Here is a 25109-nt window from a genome sequence, read left to right on the forward strand (position 1 = left end):
ATTATCAAAGCACGACTGAGCGCCTACAAACCAAACATGGTCTGACGGTAATGCTTCAATTCGTCAATCGACTCAATGATGTCATCAAGAGCTAGGTGTGCACCTTTTTTCTCAAAACCTTCTAGCGCCTCAGGCTTCCAACGCTTCGCCAGCTCTTTAATCGTACTGACATCTAGATAGCGATAGTGAAAATACGCTTCAAGCTTTGGCATGTAGCGGTACAAGAAGCGGCGATCTTGGCCAACACTGTTGCCACAGATAGGCGATTTGCCCGCTGGCACAAACTGCTCTAGGAAAGCGATGGTTTGTGCTTCCGCATCTTCCATAGAGATACTTGAATTCAGCACACGCTCAGTCAGGCCTGATTGACCATGGTGTGTCGTACACCATTCATCCATGGCGTCCATGACGGCTTTATCTTGGTGGATCGCTAAGTTAGGACCTTTCCCCAAAACATTCAGGTCTTTATCAGTAACGATGGTCGCAATCTCAATAATCGTGTCCGTATCGGGCTCCAATCCGGTCATTTCTAAATCAATCCAGATCAGGTTGTCTTCACTGTAACTCATATCGCACTCAATCCTGTATTTTAATTGCCAGCCATTATACTCTATGCGTTTAAATTAACGACCCACAAATACGAATGTCAAAACGAAAGCTGACCAAACAACAAGCCTGGCGCATAGAGCGTATTCAAAAAGAACGCATGGAACGCACCCAAAAGCGTGCAGATCGCGCCGAAGAAACGTTACAGTCGTCTGATCTAGGCCCAGAAACCGAAGGGATCATCATCTCCCACTTTGGTACGCAAGTAGAAGTGGAAGGTACGCAAGAACCCCACATTGGCCAAAGTACACGCTGCAACATGCGCGCTAACCTTGGTCAACTGGTTACCGGTGACAAAGTCGTATGGCGACCCAAGCAAAACGAAGGGGGCGTCGTGGTGGCTCGTGCCGATCGTGACACCCTACTGCAACGCCCAGACATGCATGGCCGCTTAAAGCCCGTAGCAGCCAACATTGACTTTATTGTGGTGGTTATCGCTGCAGAACCCGTACCGCACGCCAACCTGATCGATCGCTATCTTGTGGCAGCGGAAACCGTCGATATCCCGCCCGTCATTCTATTGAACAAATGTGATCTCATTGACGAGGCCAACAAAGAAGAGCTAGACAGCCTTCTCAGCACCTACGTTGACCTAGGCTATCATGTGATTCGTACTTCAACGAAAGATGAGCAAGGCATGAGTGCCCTGTATGACTTTTTACAGGATCGTATCAGTGTCTTAGTCGGACAGTCAGGTGTGGGCAAATCCTCTTTGATTGGCACCTTGCTGCCAGACATCGAAATCAGCGTAGGCGAACTCTCGCAAAAACGTAAAAAAGGTACGCATACCACCACTACCGCGCGACTGTTCCATATGCCCTCCGGTGGTGACTTAATTGACTCCCCTGGGATTCGTGAGTTTGGTTTGTGGCACATCAGCGAAGAGGAATTACTGGAAGGGTTTATCGAGTTTCGTCCGCACCTTGGCTACTGCAAATTCCGCGACTGCTCCCATGAACAAGAGCCAGGCTGTGCCATTCGCGAAGCGTTAGAAAAAGGTGAAATCTCAGCGCACCGCTTTGAAAGCTATTTACGCATCCGACAGTCCATTCGTGATAACGATGCCTTTTAAAGGCATCGTTTAAAACACACTTTCCGGCGTCAAACTAGGATCCAATTCTACTTGGCTACCACCAAAACGGCGGCGACTGCTTTCAAGCAGGCGCTTATAAGCCGCATCCGTCATGAGCGTAATCGACACACGACGATTCTCCGCGCTGCTTGGATCCACCCGATCGTAAGGGACGGTATCCGCCAAGCCAATCACTTGGGCAATGCGGCGCGGCGCTAACCCACCTTCAACTAAGGCACGCTTCGCGGCATTCGCACGCTCGCTAGAAAGATCCCAATTGTCCTGATAGCCATCACCGACAAACGCCGATGCATCCGTATGACCGGTAATCACCACAGGGTTACTCACCCGAGCAAAGACCGAAGCCATGGATAACAAGGTGTTTTCCATATCCGCTACCAAGCGTGCGCTACCGCGCTCAAACATCGGCTTATCAGGATCATCGATTAAGGTGATGCGCACCCCTTCTGGCGTGATTTCAATGCGCATGCTGTGATTATTCGAATTGATGCGATCCATGCTATTGAATTGCTCCACCAACATGGCATTCATTTTCTCCAGCTCATTACCATTAATACCTTCGCGCCGAGCCTGCTCGTCCGTCAGCTCAGGGGTACTGCCAGGCTCGGGTAGAGCCATATCCAGCTTGCGCTCTGTGCTCATGGCAGGACTGCCCCCTAGATCAATAGGATGATTGCTGTAGCCCGCCGTTGACATCCCCGCTGGGTCGTTGAAATACCCTTCAATGGCCGCCAGCTCATCAGGTGAGGCCACATTGATGATCCAAAGCACCAGAAAAAATGCCATCATCGCCAAGGCAAAATCAGCTAACGCGATTTTCCAAGCGCCGCCATGGTGACCACCTTTTTTGATTTTCTTAACGCGCCGTATGACTGGGTCGTAATTATTCATAACGATGCCTTAGCGAAACTGCTTCACTAAATCAGATAACTCAATAAAGCTTGGACGCAAATGCGATGGCAAAAGCTTGCGCCCTGCCTCAACAGAGATGGCTGGAGGATGACCTGATGCCATGGCACTTAAGCAGGCTTTAATGCAAAGATAGGCCTGCAACTCCTGCTCCCCTAGTCGCTCAAGGTTAGCCGACACAGGCCCCACAAAACCGTAAGCGAAAAAGATGCCCAAGAAAGTACCGACCAAGGCTGCCGCCACGTGGGCACCGATTTCTTCCATTGGCCCACCAATCGAGCCCATGGTGATGACGATACCCAACACTGCCGCCACAATACCAAAGCCCGGCAAAGCCTCTGCCACCCGATTGACCGCATGCCCTGGGGCAATCAACTCTTCGGAAATCAATTCCAATTCAGAATCCATCATGGCTTCAAGCTCATGAGATGGCAGCCCCGTAATGGTGTATACACGGTAATTGTCGGTAAAGAACTCGACCAACTCATGGTCTCGTATGACATCAGGGAAGCGGCTAAAGAGCTCACTCTCAAACGGGGCTTCTACGTCTTGCTCAACGGCTAAAAATCCATCTTGACGACTACGCTGAAACAGACTGAACACACAGGTCAAAAGTTGAGAGTAAAACTCTCGATTATGTCTGCTGCCGAATAACACCTGTGGTAGCAATTTAAAGGTTTTCTTCTGCAGTGATACTGGATTTGCAATTAAAAAAGCGCCAAAGGCGGCACCACAAATAATTAACACTTCAAACGGTTGCCACAATGCCAACAACTCTCCATGTGCAGCTAAATAGCCAGTGACAACACTTACAATTACAATCAGCATTCCAGCGATTACGAACATTCTTACATCCTACTTTTTGACAGTGTATGCTCACCAGACAATATACAGTATGATTAGTGCATCCATGCAACAGAAACGGCAATGAAACGATTATTTAACAATGCCTTGAGCCTTAAATGTAACGAGCTATGAAGAATAAGTCACCCTTTGGTCTAAACGAATGGCTACTCTATCTGCAAGACAGGAAGTTTCCAGTTGGCTCTGACAGCATTGCTAAACTTAAGAAGCAAATTAAAACCCCTGACGAAACGCTAGATAGAATGCAGAAAAACATCGCTTCCGAGCCGATGTTAGCTTTTGCCATCCTCAACCAAGCCAATACCATGGTTGAGTACAAGCGCAATGATATCAAGAGCCCTATCCATGCTGCCTCCATGATTGGTATGTCCGGCATTGGTAGGGTATTCGATGCGCTGGAGCCGTACATGCCAAACGGTAAGAACCACGCCCATCGCGCTTTTTCTCGCGAAGTTCAGATCAGTTACGAAGCGGCTGCGATGGCGCGCCGCTGGGCCATCGAAAAGAAAATCAGCCACGTTGAAGACGTCTTTTGGATCACGTTTTTCCGTGATGCCATTCGCTGGCTCTTGTGGTTCCATGCCCACGACGAAATGGATCAGTTAACACAACGCATTCGTCGTGGTGAAAGCACGGTCAGCGCCGAAAACGCGATTTTGGGCTGCCGTATTGATGAGTTGACTGTGGCACTTTTCAAACAATGGAAAGTTCCTACCATCATTATCGAATCGTTTTTAACAGACCAAGTTCCCACCGCAGAAGAATTGCAAAGTATTGCTCGCTTAACCCATACCCCCGATCAGCTGCCGGGGTTTGCCGAAGATAAGCGCATCACCATTTTAATGAACAGTCCGCTGATTTTGGCCTACTGCGCCTCTCGAGTTGCCCAAGAGGCCAATGTGGTTGGCTGGGGCAGCAAGAATCTCCCTTTCTTTTATCGTGTGATTGCCGCCATCATCCACATTCGTTTGGGCGACGCGATTCAAGTGACCCACTACGCCACCACCGAAGCTGCCAAAGATGCCCGCTACTCGGCCAAGCAAAGTTTAGCGGCTCAGTTGCTGTCACCGGTTTTATTTACTCGTACAACAGGGTCAACCAATACCGTTAAAAGCACCAAAACAAGCCCGCTAGCCCAACTGCAAAGCAAGCTGCAAGGGGTGACGGATAACAAGCAGCGCACCACCCTTGCGATGAAGGCATTACTGGCCCTATTTAAAGGGCAAAGCGAGCAAATACTTATCCTTAAGCATACTGCGAGTGACAACAAACTCAGCCCTTTGTTGCAGTTTGGCTACGATGTGAACACCCTGAAAAGCATCAAATGGAACTCCCCCTCTGGAGTGATCGCCAAACTGGTTAGCAAGCGCGTCGCGGTTCACTTTGATGAAACAAAATTTGCCAATATGACCAAAGACCTGCCGGATGGCATTGAGGCGTTACTCAATGGCAAACAGCACTTATTCCTCGCCTCGTCACCTATCAACGAGCAGGAAACCTACATTTACTGGTTGGCCGGGAAAGGCCAACTAGATAGAGAACAGTTCGATACCTTTAAACGTGTTATCAAACTTGCAGACTAATTTACTGTACTAGGATCCCCTGTGAATAAAGATCAGCTTTTTGCTTTCCTTCAGCACATTACCCCACAAAAAGCACTGTCTCGCTTTGTTGGCCGCATTGCAGAATGCACCAGCAAACCGGTTAAGAACACTTTCATCAGCCAGTTCGTCAAAAAATATCAAGTGGACATGAGCGAAGCGATCAATGAAGACCCGCTCAGCTACCGCAATTTTAATGACTTCTTTACCCGTGCCATCAAACCAGAATTGCGCCCGATTGCTGGCGGCGACAAAGTCATTGCCTGCCCTGCTGATGGCGCCATTAGCCAAATCGGTAACATTGATCATGGCACTATTTACCAAGCCAAAGGGCACCGTTACAGTCTAACGGAGCTACTGGGTGGCGATGCAGAATTATCCAATCAGTTCCTTGGCGGCAAATTTGCCACCGTTTACCTATCACCACGGGATTACCACCGCGTGCACATGCCTTTAACAGGCAAGCTGGTGAAAACGATTCATGTACCTGGAAAACTGTTCTCAGTAAACAAGGTGACTGCCGAGCAAATCCCAAGCGTTTTCGCACGCAACGAACGCACCGTGTGCATTTTTGAGACAGCCGCAGGCCCTATGGCCGTCATCCTAGTAGGTGCCATGATTGTCGCCAGCATCGAAACGGTATGGACTGGCCAAGTCACTCCGTTTAGTAAACAGGTGCAAACTTGGGACTATGACAAGCTGGCAAACGTTGAGCTTAAGAAAGGCACAGAGATGGGCCGCTTTAAACTGGGATCAACCGCCATTGTTCTGTTTGGAAAAGATGTAGCAGAGTGGGAGAAACACCTACAAGCAGACAGCCAAACACGTATGGGCATGGCATTCGGTCGCGTTACCCGCTAGCACAGCTGGCCTTTTCGCCAGCCACAAACACAAAAGCCCGCACAGTGTGCGGGCTTTTTTATTCTACTAAGACAAAACCGCTTATGGCATTTCGTCTTCCAACTCTTCTTTTGGTGTCGGCACCAGATCTTCACGAGTGATGTTTTGCGCCAACAAGAGGTTCGCCGCTACAAAGATCGATGAGTAAGTACCGATCAAAATACCAATCAGCAATGCCAGTGAGAAGTTATGGATACTCTCACCACCAAAGAAGAACAGTACCAACAATACAAACATGGTCGTCATCGACGTGATGATGGTACGACCCAAGGTCTGGTTGATCGATTCATTGATCAATTCATAGGGCGTGGTATCACGCATGATACGAAAGTTCTCACGAATACGGTCACACACAACGATGGTATCGTTCAGCGAGTAACCAATCACCGCCAAGATCGCTGCTAACACAGTTAGGTCAAACTCCAACTCGAACAAGGAGAAAATACCTAGCGTGATAATCACGTCGTGCGCCAACGCCACAACGGACGCTACCGAGAACTTGAACTGGAAACGCACGGCCACATACACCATGACAATGGCCAAGGCTAACAACATGCCTAGCCCACCTTGCTCACGGAGCTCTTCACCCACTTGACCGCCAACGTACTCAGAGCGCATTAGCTCTACCTGAACATTGTCGTTATCACGTAATGTGCTCAACACCTCATCACCAAGGGTTGGCGTATAGGCATTCCCCATACGCACCACCACATCTACCGGCGAACCGAAGTTCTGCACGGTAACATCTTGATACTCTGCATCTGCCAACAAAGTACGCACATCATCTAATGCTGGAGCCTGCTCATATTGAACTTCAATCAAACTGCCGCCAGTAAAGTCTAAGCCAAACTTAAGCCCCTTAACGGCGAGCGAACCAAGTGAAGCAAGTACCATAGCAACGGAGATCATTGCGATGATTTTGCGCATAGCCATAAATGGAATATTCATTGTTTCGCTGTCTCCTAGATAAATAAGCGCTTATTTTTACGCCCGCCGTACACCAAATTGATTTGGGCACGAGTTACAACAATCGCTGTAAACATAGACGTCAAAATACCAAGAGAAAGTGTCACAGCAAAACCTTTAACTGGCCCTGTGCCCACCGCGAATAGAATCACTGCCACCAACAGAGTGGTGATGTTAGCATCTAAAATCGTCGTAAACGCTCGGTTGAAACCTGAGTGAATCGCCTGCTGACTCGGCAAGCCAGCTTTCAACTCTTCTCGTATCCGCGAGAATATGAGCACGTTGGCATCCACCGCCATACCCATGGTCAATACGATACCGGCAATGCCTGGCAAAGTAAGCGTCGCTGACAGCAATGACATAAAGGCCATCAATAGAACAATGTTCAAGGCTAGCGAAACATTGGCAAAGATACCGAATACCTTGTAGTACACCAGCATAAAGGCCATCACAACCAACAAACCAATTTGCGCCGACAACACACCTAGACGGATGTTTTCAGCACCTAGGCTTGGACCAATGGTACGTTCTTCAACAAAGTAGATAGGGGCCGCCAAAGCACCCGCACGTAGCAATAGCGCCAACTCAGACGACTCACGCGGACTGTCTAGACCGGTAATACGGAAAGAGTTACCTAGCGTCGTTTGAATGGTAGCCAAAGAAATAATATTTCTCTCGCTGTAGCTACGACGCACCTCGGTCAACTCACCGTTCTCATCTTCAACAAAGCGGCTACGGCTCTTATGCTCAATGAACACAACGGCCATGTTACGACCAACAGCCGTACGTGTGACACGTGCCATCTGCGAGCCGCCTTTACCATCAAGACTGATGTTTACTTGTGGGCGACCATTTTCATCAAAAGAAGAATTAGCGTCGGCCACACTGTCACCGGTAATGATCACATCACGTTCTAGACGCGCCGTACGACCACTGCCATCACGGAAAGTCAGTGTATCGACTTCAGAAGCGTTCGCATCAAGACCCGCCTCTAAACGGAACTCAAGGTTCGCTGTGGCACCAATAATACGTTTCGCAGCCGCGGTATCCTGTACACCCGGTAGCTCCACCACAATACGATTGCTGCCTTGACGCTGAACCAGTGGCTCCGCTACACCTAGCTCGTTGACACGGTTACGTAGTGTGGTTAAGTTTTGCTGTAAGGCATAGGCTTCCACTTCAGCACGCGCTGTTTCCGTAAAACCTACTTCAACAAAGTAGTCAGAGCCTTCGTTCGATGTGTTGTAGACATACTCAGTAAACTCGTCTTCCAACAACTCTAAAGCTGCCTGTTGATCTTCTTCACGTAGGAAGCGGATCGACATGACACCATTGTTTACCTCTACACTGCGGTAACGAATACGCTCGGTACGCAGGCTATTCTTCATTTCACTCGCAGCAACGTCTAAACGCTGCTTCAGCGCCGCTGGCGTATCCACTTCCAATAGGAAATGCACACCGCCACGTAAGTCCAAACCAAGTTTTGCTGGGCCCGCACCGATAGAAGATAGCCACTCTGGTGTTGTTGGCACTAGGTTAAGTGCGACAACGTAATTCTCGCCTAATGCTGCTGCAATCACAGGCTTTGCAGCCAATTGGTCTTCGCCGTTATGAAAACGCAGGGTTCCGCCTGCACTGGTAATTTCAGCTTCTTTTAGATCAATCCCAGCGTCTTGAAGGGCCGTTTCTGCCGTCGCAAGGGTACGCTGATCTACCACAGAAGTGGATTTTTGAGTGGATAGTTGAAGTGCCGGATCGTCTGGATACAGGTTTGGCAGCGCATAAATAACGCCAAACGCGACCACGAGCACAATAAGCAAATACTTCCACAAGGGGTACTTGTTAAGCATGTAGAGTCCTTGGAGCTTACAAATAAAATGACCAAGAAAGTAGAAAAGCGCCAGAGGCGCTTTTCTCATAACATTAGATCGATTTCAGAGTGCCTTTTGGCAACACTGCACCAATGGCAGATTTCTGGAATTTCATCTCAATGTTGTCGGCAACTTCTAGCACAACGTAGTTGTCATCAACTTTCGTTACTTTACCTAGAACACCACCATTTGTTACCACTTCAGTGCCCTTCGCCAAAGAAGCAAGTAGGTTACGATGCTCTTTAGTGCGTTTAGCTTGTGGACGCCACATCAAGAAATAAAAGATAACAACAAAACCAACCAACAATACCAGGTTAAAAATACCTGCGTCAGCTGGTGCAGCACCGTCAGCGTAAGCTGGTGAGATCAAAGCGATCATGGTGTTTACTCTCCAATGGTTAAAAAAACGGTATGCGCATATTATTCAGTAAATAGTTGCGCTACTTTGACAATTCATTTCGACAGTTGTTACTCACTCAGTGGTGGGGTTTCCATACCACGTTTCGCGTAAAACTCATCTACGAAGGCATCAAATCTACCTTCATCCAGCGCTTTACGCAATCCTGCCATTAAGTTCTGGTAGTAACGTAAATTGTGAATCGTATTCAGTTGCGCGCCGACCATTTCCTGACACTTGTCTAGATGATGTAGATAAGACCGAGAAAAGTTTTTACAAGTATAACAATCACATTCTTTGTCTAATGGATCGGTATCGTAGCGGTGGAAGGCATTACGGATACGAATAATCCCTTCTGAGGTAAACAAGTGACCATTGCGGGCATTACGAGTTGGCATCACACAGTCGAACATGTCGACACCACGACGCACACCTTCCACCAGGTCTTCTGGCTTACCTACGCCCATTAGGTAGCGAGGCTTATCTTCTGGCATTTTATAGGCCACATGATCGAGGATACGAACCATATCTTCTTTTGGCTCGCCTACTGACAAACCACCAATGGCGTAGCCGTCGAAACCAATATTGGTTAGAGCTTCAAGCGACTCATCACGTAGCTGCTCGTACATACTGCCTTGAATGATGCCAAACAAGGCAGATGGGCTATCACCGTGGGCATCTTTGGAGCGCTGCGCCCAACGCAAACTCATACGCATGGACTTCGCCGCTTCGTCTTCAGTGGCTGGGTATGGAGTACACTCGTCAAAGATCATCACGATGTCTGAACCCAAGTCACGCTGCACCTGCATGGAGATTTCTGGACTTAGGAAGACCTTGTCACCGTTGACCGGAGAGCGGAAGCTAACCCCTTGTTCGGTGATCTTACGCATATCTCCCAATGAGAACACTTGGAAACCGCCTGAGTCAGTCAGGATCGGTTTTTGCCATTGGGTAAAGTCATGCAAGTCACCATGGGCTTTGATAACCTCCGTGCCTGGACGCAACCAAAGGTGGAAGGTGTTCCCCAAGATGATATCCGCGCCAATCGCTTCAATATCCTTGGTCAGCATACTTTTTACTGTGCCATACGTGCCGACTGGCATGAACGCTGGCGTCTCAATATCGCCACGTGGAAAGCTCAAGCGCGCACGGCGAGCTTTACCAGAGGTCGCAAGCACCTCAAAGTCCATAAAACATTCTGGACGTTTATCTGACATTCGTCTTATTCCTCAGCTGTTGGCCCTTTGGCCTTTGGATTTCGAGTAATAAACATGGCATCGCCGTAACTAAAGAAACGGTATTTTTCTGCTACGGCCACATGATAGGCATTCATCACATTGTTATAACCCGCAAAGGCACTGATCAACATGATAAGTGTCGATTCAGGTAGGTGGAAATTGGTCACCAACACATCGACAGTTTTGAATTCATAACCTGGGTAAATAAAGATGCTGGTATCGGTAGCAAACGGCTCAATCTGACCGGACTGACTGGCCGATTCTAGCGAGCGAACACTGGTGGTTCCCACAGCGATGACACGCTTACCAGCGGCTTTGGTGGCACGCACTTTATCCACCACTTCTTGTGACACTTCAGCGTACTCAGAGTGCATCACATGATCTTTCACATCATCAACACGAACCGGTTGGAACGTACCTGCGCCAACGTGAAGCGTGACAAACGCTGTATCAACACCCTTGTCTTTTAGCTTTGCCAGCAAGCCATCATCAAAATGCAGACCCGCAGTCGGTGCCGCCACCGCCCCTGGGGTTTTGTTGTATACCGTTTGGTAACGCTCTTGGTCGCTCTCATCATCAGGACGTTCGATGTAAGGCGGCAGCGGCATATGTCCTACTTTTTCCAAGACTTCCAATACCGGCTCATCAAAGCGCAAATGGAACAGAGTATCATCACGGCCGACCATCTCCGCGCCGTGGGCAGCGCCACGATCGGTCCCTAACTCTAAGCGGTTTCCCACTTTGGGCGACTTACTGCAACGCACGTGCGCTAAAATCTCGTGTTCTGATAATAAACGCTCAACCAGCAGTTCAAGCTTACCGCCCGATGCTTTTTGGCCGTACAAACGCGCTGGAATCACTCGGGTGTTGTTAAACACCATCAGATCACCCGGCTCAACGAAGTCTAAGACATCTTTAAATGTATTGTGTGACAGTTCGCCTGTTGGGCCATCCAGCTTAAGCAAGCGGCTCGCTGAACGTTCAGGCATTGGGTAGCGTGCAATGAGTTCTTCAGGTAGCTCAAAGCGATAATCAGAAACGCGCATAATAGCTATTTTGTTTACCTAGAAAAATGATGCGGCATTTTAGCGAATTTCTAATCACTTGGGTACGATATAAGAAGATTTGCCAGTTAACGGCTCGGTTAATTTTGTCTTTTGTTCAGCTTTTAAACAAAAACTAAGCCGGCTATATTTTTTTGAATTATTTCGAGAAAAATCGTTGACACCCTCAAAGAAATAACCATAATACGCCTCACCTTTTTCAAAGCCAGTGTGGTGGAATTGGTAGACACGATGGATTCAAAATCCATTGCCTATAAAGCGTGCCGGTTCGAGTCCGGCCACTGGTACCATCTTTAAGATGCGAAAAGCCCCGAACGATAGTTCGGGGCTTTTTTCGTTTTAAGCCCCTCCTCGTGAAATATAGCGACCTTGCTAGCCCCTCTTCTTATAAAGAATAGATATAAGAAAAACGCCACAATTGATTAAATAATGTGCATTTCTGTTCGATACTTAAAGGACATTCTAGAAGGTAGCTTAGCCATGAATTCTAAGAAACTTATTAATTCGGAATATGGACTCTCCCATCAGGGCTTTGGCCAGAACCAACAAATGGAATTTGAAACCGTTCTTTTCGACGCATTTTTAGATGCCAAAGGGGGTAAAGGGGGCGGACAGGGCAATAAAGGCAGCAACGACAGTGGGACCACCTCCACCAACCCTGAAATTACCGATACATATATCAGTGGCGAAGATAACGTAGACGATATTCTTGAGTTCAATATCCATATTGATTTCTACGGCGTGCTTTGGACGGATGACCTTAAAGAAGACTTTATTTATGCGGCCGACTTTCTCAGCACTCTCATTACTAATGATATTGCGCCAGATGGCTATGATGATATTACGATTGATGCCTCTCTAATCGATATTGATGGCGAAGGCGGGGTATTGGGTAGAGCTGGACCGACCTATATTTGGAGCGACACCCTACTCACATCGGCAGGTATCATGGAATTCGATAGCGCCGATGCCGCCAGCTACGACAATGCAGGCTTATGGTATGACATCGTGCTACATGAAATGATTCACACCCTTGGGCTGGGAACACTATGGGATTACAGAGGCTTAGTGACCACAGAAATTGATACTAACGGCACCAAGAAACCAACGGACGATAGCATTGCCTATGTTTATGGCAGTGAATTATCTGCCCATCAATACTCCAATAGCGAGTTTGGTACGGATGTAGTAATTGAAAGTGATGGCGGCTCAGGTACAGCAGGCGGCCACTGGGATGATGAGACCTACGGCAACGAGCTAATGACAGGCTACATCAATATTGATGGCAACTACTTATCAGAAATGACCTACGCTGGCCTTGCTGATTTGGGCTACGACATAGAGCCAGATTTTTTCGCTTAGAATACCCCTTACGTTTTCAATCAAATTAGCAAAGCCCCTAACAAGCGTTAGGGGCTTTGTCATTTCAATTTCACCAGCAAAAAAACGGCGCCTATTAGGCGCCGTTGCAGGAAACTTAGTAGCTAATATTAGCCGATCATTTCACCGTCATCACGAGAGATCGCGATGACACTTGAACGTGGTGTACCGCCGTTTGGCCATACAGAGTTACCCTTCTCACCTGGGTGCTGGATGCTTACGAACATTGTCGTACGGTCGGCACTCCATGCGGCGCCCGTGATTTCACACTCTTTTGGACCCACTAGGAAGCGTTTGATTTCACCGGTTTCTGGATCACCCACCAACATTTGGTTGTTACCCTGACCTGCGAAATCTTTTTCGTTTGAGTAGTTACCGTCCGTTTGAATCCAAAGCAAACCTTTGCTGTCGAACTTCAAGCCGTCTGGTGAGTTAAACATGTTGTCTTTATTAACGTTCTTAGAACCCGCGTAAGCGTCGTCGTACACTGCTGGGTTACCCGCTAGGACAAATAGATCCCAAGTAAACTTCTCAGCTGTGTGATCTTGGTTGGCTGGCTCCCAACGTACGATTTGACCGTAGTTGTTTTTCACGCGTGGGTTCGGACCTGCTGGCGGCGTCTCATCACCACCCGCGTTTGGTTTCACGCCACGGTTTTTGTTGTTGGTTAGCGCACAGTAGACTTCCGCTTTATTCGGGTTAGACGCTACCCATTCAGGACGGTCCATGGTTGTCGCACCCACTTTAGAAGCCGCTTCACGAGTGTAGATAGCGATTTCCGCTTCGCTCATACCAGTCGCTTCTGGTGTTAGGGCAATCCAGTGACCAGTGTTGTTCTCGTTGAACTTGGCAACGTACAAAGTACCTTCTTCTAGAAGATCTGTGTTATCACCACCAACAACGTATTTGTTCTTAGACACGAAGCGGTATAGGAACTCACCACGCTCGTCATCGCCTAGGTAAACCACAACGTGACCGTTCGCTGCCACTTCCACTTCAGCGTTTTCGTGTTTGAAGCGACCTAGTGCAGTACGTTTTTTAGGACGTGCCGTTGGGTTTAGTGGATCAATCTCAACAATGTAACCAAAACGGTTTGGCTCTTGTGGGTCTTTAGATAGGTCAAAACGAGCATCCGCTAGCGCCCAGTTGTAGCCGCGATCGTCATGGCTGATACCGTAACGCTTCATTTGTGGCGTTAGCGCCAAGTTTTTATTGCTAGAAGAGAAGTAACCGTTGAAGTTCTCTTCACACGTTAGGTAAGTGCCCCATGGGGTTTGGCCGTTACCACAGTTGTTCCAAGTACCCTTCGCTACCACACCTTTAGGGTCCGCTTTGGTCTTCATCAGATCATGGCCACGAGCTGGACCAGTGATGTCCATTTCCGTGTCAGCCGTGATACGACGGTTGAATTCGGAGTCTTTTACGATGCTCCATTTGCCGTCTTTGCGTGCGATCTCGACTACAGATACGCCGTGCGCCGCTTTGTTCTTACGCACATCATCAGCGTTTACTGGCTTGCCGTCAGCACGGTTAGCGTGCAGTGTTGAAGCGTTAGTGTATTCGTTGTTCACACAAAGAATCTGACGACCATTGTGAGAGAATAGCGCCATACCGTCATTGTGGTCACCAAAGGCTAGTTCTTGCGACTCGCCAGTACCACCTGTCGCTGGATCAAATGCTGGCGCATTTGAGAACAGAGGCTCACCCCAAGACGCTAGCACTTGCCAGTTGTAACCCGCAGGCACAGTCACCGTATCCAGTGCGTTGGCTTTAACCATTTCAAATGCCAAACGAGACATTTTCACTTCTTCGCTTGCCAAGGCATTACCCGCAGCAAAAGTCGTAGAACCCATAACAAATGCGGTCGCACCGACTGCCGCACCACCTGTTAGGAAGCCACGACGCGAAACCATTGCTTTTGCTGTTTCTTCAAATTCCACCACTTCTGCCGCTGGACGTACTAATTCATCGTGCTCGTCAAAACCTAGCATTTGATCTTGCTTCACTGACATTGCAATTCCCTCAATATATCAATCGACTTTTCGTTATTGGCGCTCTGGCCGCGCTCTATTTCATTCGAGACATATTAAGCCGTGTTTGGATGTCAGTTACGTGATAGTAAAATGACCGTTCGGTTACAATTCCTGCTTATATTCAAAATTCAAAATTCAAAATTCAAAATTCAAAATATAACCGTATATCAAAAAGTTAGGCTATAAATCAACCACTAACATAGAAGATAGACTAAAATCGTGCGCCCCCAAAAAGGCCAAATAAGGAAGGCGGCACTGGGTCTTAAGAAAAGCCCCAGCGCAGTGACAATTGAGCTATTGGTGCTCTAGGCTAGGCAGTAACCCCTGTTGCAAACAGGCATCATTACGCGCGATCAGAAATGGTTGCAATTCGTCAGTTGGCAATGCTTTGGCATACAAGTAGCCTTGCGCAAAATCACAGCCAATGGCCGCAAGAATATCGTGCTGCTCTTGGTCTTCTACCCCTTCCGCGGTCACCGTAAGGTGCAGTGACTTAGCAATCGACACAATGGCTTCCAGCATCACTCGACCACGATTTGTCTTCACTTCATTAACAAATTCACGATCAATTTTGAGGTTATCTAGAGGCAATTTACCCAAATAACTTAATGCCGAATAACCGGTACCAAAGTCATCCAAACAAATATTGATACGGTGGGTTCGCAACAAGTCGGCATTGGCTTTTACCGCCTCACCAATGGACAAGACCGCATCCTCGGTCACTTCCACTTCCACCACCTCTGACGGCAAACCGCGCTCTTGCAGGCCAATAATCAAATGCTCCATCACATCACGGCGCACAAAACTTTTGGCAGACACATTAATGGAAACTGGCTGCTGCTCAGAGAACAGAGATCGGTGGGCCTGAATGGCATTCAACGTCTTAGTGATAATGTATTTATCAAGTTCGATGACCAAATCCAATTCCTGCACCACCTTGATAATTTCCAGCGGCGACACAAAACCAAGCTTAGTGTCGTGCCAACGCATCAAGGCTTCATAGCCACACACTTGCCCCGAGCCTAAATCAATCTTAGGCTGCATGAATACCTGGATCTTACCCAGCGCCAAAGCTCCCAGCAGGCTCTTTTCTATTTGCTTTGAACGTTCGTATTCTTTTTGAATAGACTCGTTGTAAAGCATAAAGGGAATATTTTCTTGCTCAGAATGCACCAGTGCCATGTGCGAACGAGCCACCGATTGATCAAAGCTTTCCCCACACTCATATACGGCACAACCCGCACGCAGCTCAGAGCCGACTACTTCATGCAGATTAAGCAATTCCTGTAAATTATCCAAACAAGCACTGACGTAATCCTCCACATCACTGTATTGCGGCACACGATAGACAACCAAAAAGCACCCTTGTGCCAGACGGCTGGCCATTACAATGGTCGAATCTTCATCAAACACGGATGTAATGCGGCGTAGCTTTTCATCCACTTCGCTATCACCATCCAGCTTCAACATGCGCTTAAGATTGGCCAATTCAAATTGCACAAAGGCATAGGGTTGGGCTTTGCTAACAGGCTCTAGCTGATCAAATTTCTTACGTAAGAACTCTAGGTTTGGCAGCTTAGTCACGCTATCAAAATGCTTTAAGAAAAACACTTCGTTGGCAGCAATGACTTTTTCGGACACATCAATGCCCACAGCTTGGATATGGGTACCGTCACGGTCGGTCACGCGGCGCAACCACCATTCCACTTCATTACGCTGTCCCCCTACTTGCAGTGTCAGCGGCAGCTTGAATTCATTTTCACCACCCTGTCGCAGCATTTCCATGCGCCCCAAGAACTCTTCCTTACTGCTGTCAAACAAGCAATCGGTAAACTTATCAAGGCGTTTAGATAGAGGCTGATTAAAGAGACTTTCGAAGGTGCGATTGGCTAACATAATATGGCCATCCAAGGTCATTCGCACAATGAACAAACCCTGACTGTCGAATACGCTGCGATAGCGCATATCGATTCGCTCTAGCTGGTACAAGGCCCTCTTGTACTCAGTGAGGTCGTGACAAATACCAACAAATGAAGGCTTGCCGTCCACACTGGTCGTCCTGCCAATGGACAGGTGCATTTCAAACAACTCGCCGTTTTTACGGCATGCCGTTACCTCTCGGCCACGCCCAATAATTTCCGTTTTACCCGTTGTCAAGTGCCCATGAATGTATTCGTCGTGCTTCACAGCAACGTCTTTCGGCATCAGCATGGAAACATTTTGTCCGATGACCTCATCCGCCTGATAACCGAACAGCTTTTCAGCTGCCGGGGAAAAGGTCTCGATGATGCCTCGGAAATTAATGATGATAATTCCATCTGCAGCGGCATTCAGTAGCGCTTGATACAAAACTCCTTCTTGACTGCTCATTCTTCCTAGTTCCTAAAGCGTTGTACCAACTCATGCAAATCCACAGAGGAACGCATAGAGCGCTCAACCGCGTTACTTAACACACCCATCAATTCCGTATTCTCATGGGCCAACTGGGCAATACGTACCACTTGGCTGCTGGTCTCTTCTATTACACCAGATTGTTGCACCGAAGCCGCAGACATCTGCATGGTACGTTCTGCGATATCATCCATGCGCCCCGAGACTTGTTGCACCAACTGCTCTTCTTGCTCTACTAGTGCCATACTCAGCTCAGACGCTTCACCACCTTGGTGAGCCAATGCTGAGGAATGATTGACACTATCTTGTAGTGCACGAATCTGTTCATCAATGTCATGCGTCAGCGCTTGTGTTTTACTGGCTAGGTTCCGTACTTCGTCCGCCACCACGGCAAAACCACGACCATGTTCGCCAGCACGAGCCGCTTCAATGGCAGCATTAAGTGCCAGCAAATTGGTTTGCTCAGCAATTTGATCGATCGACTGGGTGGCGTTGTAAATATTCTCGGTTAAGGACTGAACCCCCTGAATCGCCTGTTCAACGGATTGCACACGCTGTTTCAGCTCACCAATCGAGCCTTTTACCTTAGAGCCCAACTCGGCCGCGTCTTTGGTTAACTCCGCTCCCGTCTGGGTAAACTCTGCGGTTTCGGTAACGTGGCGTGACACCTCTTCTGTTGTCGAGGACATCTCGGTCATCGCTGTGGCCATTAAATCGGTCTGATTATTTTGATCCGTCATTTTCACGCGCCCTTGCTCAAGGCTTCGGTAACAGGTCTCCATTTGCTGTTCCACGTCGGCACTGGACTCTTCGATACGCGTCAGAACCGTTATCATACGGCTATGTAATGACTTGATACCTAGGGCCAAACTGGCCGTTGCGCCAGAATAATCGGAATAGGTTTTAGCAATCAGAGGATCTTGGAAGGCATTGCTACCGAGGCTATCTCTAAGTGTAGACACTGCACGCTGATTTTTAACAGTCACAAATGCACTGTAGGCAAGGCTATAACAAAGCGCTAACACCAGAGTTGTCGCACTGCCAAACACGGCCTGTACCAGCACTAGGGATAGAGCTGCTAGCGCCAGCCACAGCCAAGGGTTGCTAAGCCAAGTACTAAGCTGGGCCATGGCATTGGGATTGTTTACTTGGGCGTAAAATTTTTCTGCGCGGGCCACATCCTCACGCTTCGGGCAGGAACGAACGGATTCATAACCTACCACTTGGCCATCGCGATACATCGGCATGACGTAGGCATCGACCCAGTAAAAGTCACCGTTTTTACTGCGGTTTTTAACCAAGCCCATCCATGACTTACCCGCCTTCAGTGTTTGCCACATATTGTCAAAAGCGGCTGGCGGCATATCAGGATGACGCACAATATTATGGGGCTGGCCGAGCAACTCCTCTGGGGCATAGCCTGAGATATCCACAAACGCTTGGTTAAAGCCGGTAATGCGGCCTTTCAAGTCGGTGGTTGATATCAGTTGAGTGCCTTCTGCGAAACGCTGCTCTGTTTGACTAACAGGAAGGTTTTTCCTCATTAGAATGATCCATAACAATAATTTGATGAGTTTCTGACCGGGCGGATAATGCCAACAAATAAGCCAAGGTAAAACTCCGCATTAATGGTTTTTTACAAAATTATTTCCACCACCATAATTAAATTGATATATGTCATGTCGAACAGATTAACTTTATGATTTTAATAAGAATACCAAGCAAACAATGTGCACCCATAAGAATTTTTAATGCACATTATTAACCTATAGATACATTATTTCAGTTTTATTTCTGACACCCACAAAAAAAGAGCTCAATGAGCTCTTTTCCAAAAAAGTCGGCGATATTGCTAAAACACTATTTACTGATGCGCCCCGATACCATCTGCACAATCAGATTGCGTGGCCCGACAATACTAAACAGCACCACAGCAAAGACATGAGTGATAACCAATGCGAAGGTCGTATTGGCTGCTACCTCATGTAATTCTTCAGCCCAATCTTCTCCCAAAAAAATCCCCTCCAAGCTCCAGCCACTAAGCCCCGTTACGATCAAACCGAGCAACAAGGCAAATACCATTAAAGCACCTACAGGGTTGTGGCCCTCTTCTTCTGGAATGTTGCCAGAGCGAACCGCTTGAATATGTTGCTTAATGCCAGAGATAGACGGAAAGAAGCTGCTAAAGCGAGCACTCTTTGTCCCGATAAAGCCCCATACAAAACGCACCGCTACGGCACACAGTATGTAATAGCCAGCTAACTCATGCGGCTCTGCACCTTCTTCTAAAAAGAAGAAATTCAATAGGAAGGCAAACGCAACAGTCCAATGAAAAACCCGAATGATAGGGTCCCAGATACTGTCATTTACTGGCATGGCAACTCTCCATCAAGGCACTCATTAGTCGTCGATTTCCGTTTTGACTGCTTCATAGCATCTTGAGGCCTCCAAGCGCTACGTTCAGCATTAGTAGAAGTTAGGGCAGCAATCACCGAGCCAGCGAATGTTAGAGCGATAACGGAAGGCATTCGTAGTGCTTTCATAAACTCTCTCCTAGAGTGAATAATCAGAACAAGGCAAGAGTAGAAGGCATTTCTTAAACAAAGCTTAATTAGAAAAGCCCTTGCACTCACTTACAAAGACTTTAAGAGAGGAAAGTATGACGACTAACGTAGAGCTGTCAGTAGGGGCTCAATCCTTGCGGCAAGCTCAAGCAAAGTATGGTCTTGGCCTGACATCGCCGTCAGCATCAGCCCCATCGGTTCATTTTGATGGCTAAATGGAAGAGAGATACTGCAACCATCCACCACATTGGCAAAGGTTGTATTGCGAAGACAAAGCAAGTTGATGCGATCAAAATCTTCATCTGTTGCAAAGTCAGTGAATTTCGGAGCACAGCAGGCGACGGTCGGCAGTAAAAACACCGTATTGGCAAATTGCTCACGAAACTGTGCGATCAATTGCTGTCGCTGCTGACAGGTATGCTCAAACTCCTGCTCAGACACCTTTATGCCACGAGCAATACGCTTGCTTACGCGCGGATCAAGTTGCTCCGACGCCAAGTCAAACAGTCGATCATAATGGTGACGACTTTCAATAGCGGAGAACTGCCATACAGGTAAGGTTTTATAGTCTTCAAACAGCTCAAGGGGCATTTTCTTAACTGAAAAACCTTTGGCTTGCATATGCGCAATCACTGTCTCAAAACCACTTTTGACCGAATCATCTAAGCTATCTAGGCCAAAGTTTTCAGGCACCACCAAGGTCAATGGTCGCGTCGCCATTTGTGTTGCTGGCGTGTTGGACACTATTTGCCACGCTAGACGACAGGTCGCGACATCCCTAGCAATCGGCCCGACGCTATCAAGTGAATCTGACAAGGGTGCGCAACCGGCTCGCGATACCGAACTTTGACTCGGCTTAAAGCCTGTTAAACCACAAAACGCCGCTGGGATGCGCAGGGATCCTCCAGTGTCCGTACCCAAAGCAATATCCGCTAAGCCAGTGGCAACGGAGACTGCGCCACCGCTAGTAGAACCGCCCGGAATACGCTCAAGGTTAAGAGGATTCGAAGGGGTGCCATAGTGAGGATTAAGGCCAACGCCAGAATACGCCAGCTCGGTCATATTGGTATGGCCAATAATACTCGCACCCGCTTGCTTTAAATGTGTCACAGCCGCAGCATCTTGCTGGGCAGGTTGCAGTCCTAACAACTTCGAGCCCGCAGTCGTCTGCTGTCCTTTGACATCAAAGGTGGCTTTAACAGACACCACGGCTCCCGCCAACGGCCCCTTGGCTTCAGAGGCTCGCTGTACAAATGGTTGAATAAACACCTGCTGTTCATTCTTTAGCAGAGTTTTCTCTACCTCTTCCATGTGGCTGCGAAAATCGCGCGACTGCCAAGGCAAGGTGTCTGTCATAACGCATGCTTCCTTTATTGAGGATTAAAAACGTGCCCTAAAATGCCATTCGCCGTCGCCAATGTCATTTTTAATCGACTCACGAATATCATCGTCTAAGCGCTCATCGTCAAAATCGTATAGGCCAAGCAGTGGCAGCACCTTGTTGCGCTTGATCTCTTTGCCAATAAACTCATACACCACACGGGTACAGCATGGCATACGCTCACCACTTCCAGATACCCCAAGGCGGAGCCCAGTTAAGCGGTCTACACGGTTTTTAAACGTCGGGTAAAGAATCGTCTGAGTCATTTCTAAGTTGGTCAGCGTCTCGTAATCATGCAAGAAAATACGGTCGCCTAAAAACTGCACAATACCTTTGTACATCCCATGAAAAGGTTTACCCGTCGGGCGTGGATTCAAACGCTCGGTACGCTGATAGTAGGTTTTATTGCCCTGACGCTCTAAACAAACCAAGGTACGCAGCACCTTTCCTGGGTACGCCATCGATAAGTAATACTCGAAGTAATAACCCACGTACTTCTCAATACCATGCTGGCCGATGCTATTGAGCTTATCGAAATATTGCTGTTCCGGTGTACTGGCCGTTGGCTCTTGTTCTGCAATCGGTCTGACTTGCAATAAGCGTCTAAACTGACTGTGTGGCAACAGGATTTCATGTTCTTCCACACCAAAGAAATCACACACGCGACGCAAAGTACTGTTGGATGGAAACGTGGTGCCACTTAAATAGCGGTTAAACTGCGGACGGTTAATCGACAAACGGCGACACACATCAGCAATGGATTTGTAATAGCTGCACAGCAACCTTAGGTTCTCTGGAAAACTGTCGTTCATATCATCCCCTCTAATTCCCTGCATAGTAGCGCTTTCATAAGGGTAGTTAAACCTCATCAGTGGCGTCAAATGATGCTACTTAAACAACCACTAGCATCAGTTTAGACCAGATTACAAACTCCCCTTTTGCAAACCAATTGGTTTCAATATGCCGCCTAATCGAATAAATATAATCCCCTTCATTAGGAGTACGTATGTTAACTATCCTTAGCGACCTGCTATGGAGCAAAGTACTAATTGCTGTACTGATTGGCCTCGGTGTGTGGTTCACCCTCGCCTCTCGCTTCGTTCAATTCCGTTATTTCGGCAATATGTTTAGCATCTTGTCCTGTAAAAACCGTCAACATGACGACAAGCACCTAAGCTCCTTCCAAGCCCTAGTGCTATCCGTCGCGGGTCGAGTGGGCGGTGGTAACATTGCTGGTGTTGCGGTCGCTATTACGCTAGGTGGTCCTGGTGCCATTTTCTGGATGTGGATCGTCGGTCTGATGGGCATGGCCACTAGCTTCTTCGAATGTACCTTGGCACAGATGTACAAATCTTCTGAAGAAGACGGCAGCTACCGTGGCGGGCCGGCTTTTTACATCGAGCGCGGCCTAGGTAAGAACTGGAAATGGCTCAGTGTTATTTTCTCAATTTTGTTGTTTGCCACTTTCGGTATTGCTTTCACCACGCTGCAGTCTTACTCGGTCGCGACCTCACTTGAAGACGCCTTTGGTATACCACTGTACTTTAGTGGTATTGGCCTAGCCCTGATCGTCGGCTTAATTATCTTCGGCGGTGTCAAACGTATCGCACAAGTGGCGGAAGTACTGGTGCCGGTCATGGCCGGTGGTTACTTATTGATTGCCATCATTGTCATCTCCCTGAACCTTTCAGACATTCCAGCCATGTTGGAACTGATCGTGAAAAGTGCTTTTGGTCTTGAGCCGGCGATCGGCGGGGGGATCGGTGCTGCGATCATGATGGGGGTGAAACGTGGCTTGTTCTCCAATGAAGCAGGCTTAGGTAGTGCACCAAACGTTGCCGCGGTCGCGTATGTGCCTCACCCTGCTAACCAAGGTATTGTGCAATCCTTCTCGGTCTTCATCGATACCATTCTCTTGTGTACTTGTACCGCGCTCATCATTCTATTGGGTTCGGCTTACGATCCAAGCATCCAAGACTCGGTGCAAGGTGTCGCCCTAACACAAGCGTCCCTTGCAACTCACCTAGGTGAATGGGGCCGAGTGTTTGTCAGTATTGCCCTGTTGCTGTTTGGCTTCTCGACCATTCTTTACAACTACTACCTAGGTGAAAACAGTGTTAGCTACATCACCCACAGTGGCAACAACGACTTCGTGATGAATGCCTTCCGAGTGATCACCATCTGCTTATGCTGCGTCGGTGCCATCCTAGATCTTGGTACGGTCTTCGCGTTCGCCGACTTAACCATGGGTCTACTTGCACTGGTGAACTTGATTGCCCTTGCAATGCTGTTTAAACCAGCAAAACGCGTCATGAAACATTACGAAGAACAACGCAAAATGGGCGTCAAACACCCTACCTTTGCCGCAGAAGACTTCGCTGATCTGGATTTAGATGAAAGCGCTTGGCCCAAACGCTAAGCACGGATAATTTTTCCACCTTTTGGTGTGCAGTGTCTTCGGTAGCGCTGCACACCCTTTTTAGGATGCTGTTATGATGGCTCGTGCTAATGAATACCTATAATCTACTAAACTCATTAAAAATACGGCAGCCAGCCAAGACGCTTGCTTAGCCCATGTTGAAAACAGCATTGGCATCATCACCGCATTGGTGCTTCGCATCGGTTACGCCAACTCTTCACGTATTGCACGTCGCGCATTGCTAAGCGGCTTGACTGTGAAATCGTTAATATTAGAAGAAGCGCTATTAACTGAAGAAGAACTTAACGAGTTATTGCAGCCGGAAAATATGATCGCTCCGACTCGAGCAAAGAGCTGATCGCCAAGGAGACAAAGTGACACAGAAACTTCTTATCATCTACACTGGCGGCACCATTGGCATGGTGTCGACGGAGCATGGCCTTGCCCCTGCCGCAGGCCTTGCCAACCGTATTCAAGATACCCTTGGCGACAGTTTAACGGATCTCCCAGAGTTTGATGTGATTGAGCTAAATCCACTGATTGATAGCTCCAATATCACCCCTAATAACTGGAGTCAGATTTACGATACGCTGCAGAGTAACTGGTCAACTTACGCTGGCTTTATTGTGTTACATGGCACGGATACCCTAGCTTACACAGCGTCCGTTTTGTCTTACATGCTGGGGGCGTGTGATAAAAACGTGATCATCACAGGGTCACAGATCCCATTGGGCATGAGCCGTAGCGATGGTATTAGCAACCTTGAAGCGGCGTTGGCTATTGCCGGAGAAGAAAGCTTTGATATGGCCACGGTGCTATTTCATCATACCTTGATGCAAGCAAACCGTGTCACCAAGTTCTCAAGCCATGATTTTGCTGCGTTCCAGTCATTCAATGCAGAACCGCTGGCAAAACTGTCGATACACAAACGCTTTACCGGCGTGCAACTGAATGCGCATCACACTCAAGCACCCAAAGCTCGTGATTATGAGTTTGCGCTAGACAGCGTAGGCGTTTTACCGCTTTACCCAAGTATGCCGAAAAGTGCCTATCAAGGTTTCTTGGACGATGAGCAATGCAAAGCCGTCGTACTGCATACCTACGGTGCAGGCAATATTGCCGACTCGAACCCTGACTTGGTGGCGTTTCTAGAAGCGATGCAAGCGCGCAAAAAAGTGGTGATTAACGTGACCCAATGTGCCCACGGTGGAACGTCCCAAGGGGCTTACGCAGCTGGCTCATTATTAAACCGATTATCCATTTTGGATGGTAAAGACATCACCCTTGAAGCGGCCTTCACCAAGGCGCATTGGCTCTTAGCACAAGGCTATGGGTTTGATGATATTCAAGCCAAATGGTCGCAGCCTGTGATGGGAGAAGTGAACGAGTCATAGGCGCTTTCGAAACTTACAATAAACCCTAGGTTTCGAAA

At 48.0% G+C, this 25109-nt stretch carries 21 protein-coding genes and 1 tRNA gene; 8 read left to right on the top strand and 14 right to left on the bottom strand.

The window, feature by feature from the left end:
- Nucleotides 1-23: 23 nt before the first annotated feature.
- Entirely contained in the window at nucleotides 24-569 is a 546-nt protein-coding gene (gene orn / locus MAQ5080_RS12270; RefSeq protein WP_067210704.1) for an oligoribonuclease, read from the bottom strand.
- A 74-nt stretch (nucleotides 570-643) separates the two neighbouring features.
- Between orn and rsgA the strand changes: the two genes are divergently transcribed.
- Nucleotides 644-1678, top strand: a complete 1035-nt coding sequence (rsgA, locus tag MAQ5080_RS12275) for a small ribosomal subunit biogenesis GTPase RsgA (RefSeq protein ID WP_067210707.1) — start codon at nucleotides 644-646, stop codon at nucleotides 1676-1678.
- A gap of 9 nt (nucleotides 1679-1687) precedes the next feature.
- Here rsgA and MAQ5080_RS12280 read toward each other — a convergent pair whose 3' ends face one another.
- Both MAQ5080_RS12280 and motA read right to left on the bottom strand, forming a co-directional pair.
- Nucleotides 1688-2590 carry a flagellar motor protein MotB gene (locus tag MAQ5080_RS12280; RefSeq protein WP_067210711.1) on the bottom strand — a complete coding sequence of 301 codons (903 nt, stop codon included), beginning with the start codon at nucleotides 2588-2590 and terminating at the stop codon, nucleotides 1688-1690.
- 9 nt (nucleotides 2591-2599) lie between these two features.
- Nucleotides 2600-3454, bottom strand: a complete 855-nt coding sequence (gene motA, locus MAQ5080_RS12285; protein WP_067210714.1) for a flagellar motor stator protein MotA — start codon at nucleotides 3452-3454, stop codon at nucleotides 2600-2602.
- A gap of 128 nt (nucleotides 3455-3582) precedes the next feature.
- Between motA and MAQ5080_RS12290 the strand changes: the two genes are divergently transcribed.
- Both MAQ5080_RS12290 and asd read left to right on the top strand, forming a co-directional pair.
- Nucleotides 3583-5055: an HDOD domain-containing protein gene (locus MAQ5080_RS12290; protein ID WP_067210718.1), complete on the top strand. Its 1473-nt coding sequence runs from the start codon at nucleotides 3583-3585 to the stop codon at nucleotides 5053-5055.
- 21 nt (nucleotides 5056-5076) lie between these two features.
- On the top strand, nucleotides 5077-5934 hold the full coding sequence (gene asd, locus MAQ5080_RS12295) for an archaetidylserine decarboxylase (RefSeq protein ID WP_067210722.1): 858 nt from the start codon (nucleotides 5077-5079) through the stop codon (nucleotides 5932-5934).
- Nucleotides 5935-6015: 81 nt separating this feature from the next.
- Here the strand turns inward: asd and secF are convergent, their stop codons facing one another.
- From secF to queA, 5 genes are all read right to left on the bottom strand, one after another.
- A complete protein-coding gene (gene secF / locus MAQ5080_RS12300) occupies nucleotides 6016-6921 on the bottom strand; it encodes a protein translocase subunit SecF (protein WP_067210726.1) in 906 nt (301 codons plus the stop codon).
- Between the two features lie 14 nt (nucleotides 6922-6935).
- Nucleotides 6936-8789: a protein translocase subunit SecD gene (gene secD / locus MAQ5080_RS12305; protein ID WP_067210729.1), complete on the bottom strand. Its 1854-nt coding sequence runs from the start codon at nucleotides 8787-8789 to the stop codon at nucleotides 6936-6938.
- Nucleotides 8790-8862: 73 nt separating this feature from the next.
- Complete coding sequence (yajC, locus tag MAQ5080_RS12310) at nucleotides 8863-9189, bottom strand: preprotein translocase subunit YajC (protein WP_067210733.1); 327 nt, start codon at nucleotides 9187-9189, stop codon at nucleotides 8863-8865.
- 89 nt (nucleotides 9190-9278) lie between these two features.
- Nucleotides 9279-10397, bottom strand: a complete 1119-nt coding sequence (tgt, locus tag MAQ5080_RS12315; RefSeq protein WP_197464619.1) for a tRNA guanosine(34) transglycosylase Tgt — start codon at nucleotides 10395-10397, stop codon at nucleotides 9279-9281.
- Nucleotides 10398-10429: 32 nt separating this feature from the next.
- On the bottom strand, nucleotides 10430-11491 hold the full coding sequence (gene queA / locus MAQ5080_RS12320) for a tRNA preQ1(34) S-adenosylmethionine ribosyltransferase-isomerase QueA (RefSeq protein WP_067210740.1): 1062 nt from the start codon (nucleotides 11489-11491) through the stop codon (nucleotides 10430-10432).
- Nucleotides 11492-11713: 222 nt separating this feature from the next.
- Between queA and MAQ5080_RS12325 the strand changes: the two genes are divergently transcribed.
- Both MAQ5080_RS12325 and MAQ5080_RS12330 read left to right on the top strand, forming a co-directional pair.
- Nucleotides 11714-11799: transfer RNA gene (locus MAQ5080_RS12325), tRNA-Leu, on the top strand.
- A gap of 190 nt (nucleotides 11800-11989) precedes the next feature.
- Nucleotides 11990-12871, top strand: a complete 882-nt coding sequence (locus MAQ5080_RS12330; protein WP_197464616.1) for a leishmanolysin-related zinc metalloendopeptidase — start codon at nucleotides 11990-11992, stop codon at nucleotides 12869-12871.
- A gap of 128 nt (nucleotides 12872-12999) precedes the next feature.
- Here the strand turns inward: MAQ5080_RS12330 and MAQ5080_RS12335 are convergent, their stop codons facing one another.
- The 6 genes from MAQ5080_RS12335 to MAQ5080_RS12360 form a co-directional block, all read right to left on the bottom strand.
- Nucleotides 13000-14901: a PhoX family protein gene (locus MAQ5080_RS12335; RefSeq protein WP_067210747.1), complete on the bottom strand. Its 1902-nt coding sequence runs from the start codon at nucleotides 14899-14901 to the stop codon at nucleotides 13000-13002.
- A gap of 315 nt (nucleotides 14902-15216) precedes the next feature.
- Complete coding sequence (locus MAQ5080_RS12340) at nucleotides 15217-17292, bottom strand: EAL domain-containing protein (protein WP_067210750.1); 2076 nt, start codon at nucleotides 17290-17292, stop codon at nucleotides 15217-15219.
- Nucleotides 17293-17297: 5 nt separating this feature from the next.
- Nucleotides 17298-18857, bottom strand: a complete 1560-nt coding sequence (locus MAQ5080_RS12345; RefSeq protein WP_067210753.1) for a methyl-accepting chemotaxis protein — start codon at nucleotides 18855-18857, stop codon at nucleotides 17298-17300.
- A gap of 316 nt (nucleotides 18858-19173) precedes the next feature.
- Complete coding sequence (locus tag MAQ5080_RS12350; protein WP_067210755.1) at nucleotides 19174-19689, bottom strand: cytochrome b/b6 domain-containing protein; 516 nt, start codon at nucleotides 19687-19689, stop codon at nucleotides 19174-19176.
- Between the two features lie 290 nt (nucleotides 19690-19979).
- Nucleotides 19980-21233 (bottom strand): amidase family protein, encoded by a 1254-nt coding sequence (locus tag MAQ5080_RS12355; RefSeq protein WP_197464617.1) that lies wholly within the window; start codon nucleotides 21231-21233, stop codon nucleotides 19980-19982.
- Nucleotides 21234-21257: 24 nt separating this feature from the next.
- Entirely contained in the window at nucleotides 21258-22070 is an 813-nt protein-coding gene (locus MAQ5080_RS12360) for a helix-turn-helix domain-containing protein (RefSeq protein ID WP_067210758.1), read from the bottom strand.
- Between the two features lie 194 nt (nucleotides 22071-22264).
- Between MAQ5080_RS12360 and MAQ5080_RS12365 the strand changes: the two genes are divergently transcribed.
- The 3 genes from MAQ5080_RS12365 (at nucleotide 22265) to MAQ5080_RS12370 (ending at nucleotide 25071) form a co-directional block, all read left to right on the top strand.
- Nucleotides 22265-23677, top strand: coding sequence for an alanine/glycine:cation symporter family protein (locus MAQ5080_RS12365; RefSeq protein WP_067210761.1), 1413 nt, complete (start codon nucleotides 22265-22267; stop codon nucleotides 23675-23677).
- Nucleotides 23678-23864: 187 nt separating this feature from the next.
- Nucleotides 23865-24035, top strand: a complete 171-nt coding sequence (locus MAQ5080_RS17280) for a hypothetical protein (protein WP_269447869.1) — start codon at nucleotides 23865-23867, stop codon at nucleotides 24033-24035.
- 16 nt (nucleotides 24036-24051) lie between these two features.
- Nucleotides 24052-25071, top strand: a complete 1020-nt coding sequence (locus MAQ5080_RS12370) for an asparaginase (RefSeq protein WP_067210765.1) — start codon at nucleotides 24052-24054, stop codon at nucleotides 25069-25071.
- The last annotated feature ends 38 nt before the right edge of the window (nucleotides 25072-25109 follow it).

Origin of the sequence: Marinomonas aquimarina (assembly GCF_900089755.1) — a bacterium.
GTDB classification, from domain to species: Bacteria; Pseudomonadota; Gammaproteobacteria; order Pseudomonadales; family Marinomonadaceae; genus Marinomonas; species Marinomonas aquimarina.

Bases quoted from the DNA above. Each gene is read 5' to 3' on its own strand.
- orn (WP_067210704.1), bottom strand. From the start codon at position 569: ATGAGTTACAGTGAAGACAACCTGATCTGGATTGATTTAGAAATGACC.
- MAQ5080_RS12345 (WP_067210753.1), bottom strand. From the start codon at position 18,857: ATGAGGAAAAACCTTCCTGTTAGTCAAACAGAGCAGCGTTTCGCAGAA.
- MAQ5080_RS12355 (WP_197464617.1), bottom strand. From the start codon at position 21,233: ATGACAGACACCTTGCCTTGGCAGTCGCGCGATTTTCGCAGCCACATG.
- MAQ5080_RS12290 (WP_067210718.1), top strand. From the start codon at position 3,583: ATGAAGAATAAGTCACCCTTTGGTCTAAACGAATGGCTACTCTATCTG.
- secF (WP_067210726.1), bottom strand. From the start codon at position 6,921: ATGAATATTCCATTTATGGCTATGCGCAAAATCATCGCAATGATCTCC.
- MAQ5080_RS12340 (WP_067210750.1), bottom strand. From the start codon at position 17,292: ATGAGCAGTCAAGAAGGAGTTTTGTATCAAGCGCTACTGAATGCCGCT.
- secD (WP_067210729.1), bottom strand. From the start codon at position 8,789: ATGCTTAACAAGTACCCCTTGTGGAAGTATTTGCTTATTGTGCTCGTG.
- rsgA (WP_067210707.1), top strand. From the start codon at position 644: ATGTCAAAACGAAAGCTGACCAAACAACAAGCCTGGCGCATAGAGCGT.
- MAQ5080_RS12330 (WP_197464616.1), top strand. From the start codon at position 11,990: ATGAATTCTAAGAAACTTATTAATTCGGAATATGGACTCTCCCATCAG.
- MAQ5080_RS12280 (WP_067210711.1), bottom strand. From the start codon at position 2,590: ATGAATAATTACGACCCAGTCATACGGCGCGTTAAGAAAATCAAAAAA.
- queA (WP_067210740.1), bottom strand. From the start codon at position 11,491: ATGCGCGTTTCTGATTATCGCTTTGAGCTACCTGAAGAACTCATTGCA.
- tgt (WP_197464619.1), bottom strand. From the start codon at position 10,397: ATGGACTTTGAGGTGCTTGCGACCTCTGGTAAAGCTCGCCGTGCGCGC.
- motA (WP_067210714.1), bottom strand. From the start codon at position 3,454: ATGTTCGTAATCGCTGGAATGCTGATTGTAATTGTAAGTGTTGTCACT.
- MAQ5080_RS12365 (WP_067210761.1), top strand. From the start codon at position 22,265: ATGTTAACTATCCTTAGCGACCTGCTATGGAGCAAAGTACTAATTGCT.
- yajC (WP_067210733.1), bottom strand. From the start codon at position 9,189: ATGATCGCTTTGATCTCACCAGCTTACGCTGACGGTGCTGCACCAGCT.
- MAQ5080_RS12350 (WP_067210755.1), bottom strand. From the start codon at position 19,689: ATGCCAGTAAATGACAGTATCTGGGACCCTATCATTCGGGTTTTTCAT.
- MAQ5080_RS12335 (WP_067210747.1), bottom strand. From the start codon at position 14,901: ATGTCAGTGAAGCAAGATCAAATGCTAGGTTTTGACGAGCACGATGAA.
- MAQ5080_RS12360 (WP_067210758.1), bottom strand. From the start codon at position 22,070: ATGAACGACAGTTTTCCAGAGAACCTAAGGTTGCTGTGCAGCTATTAC.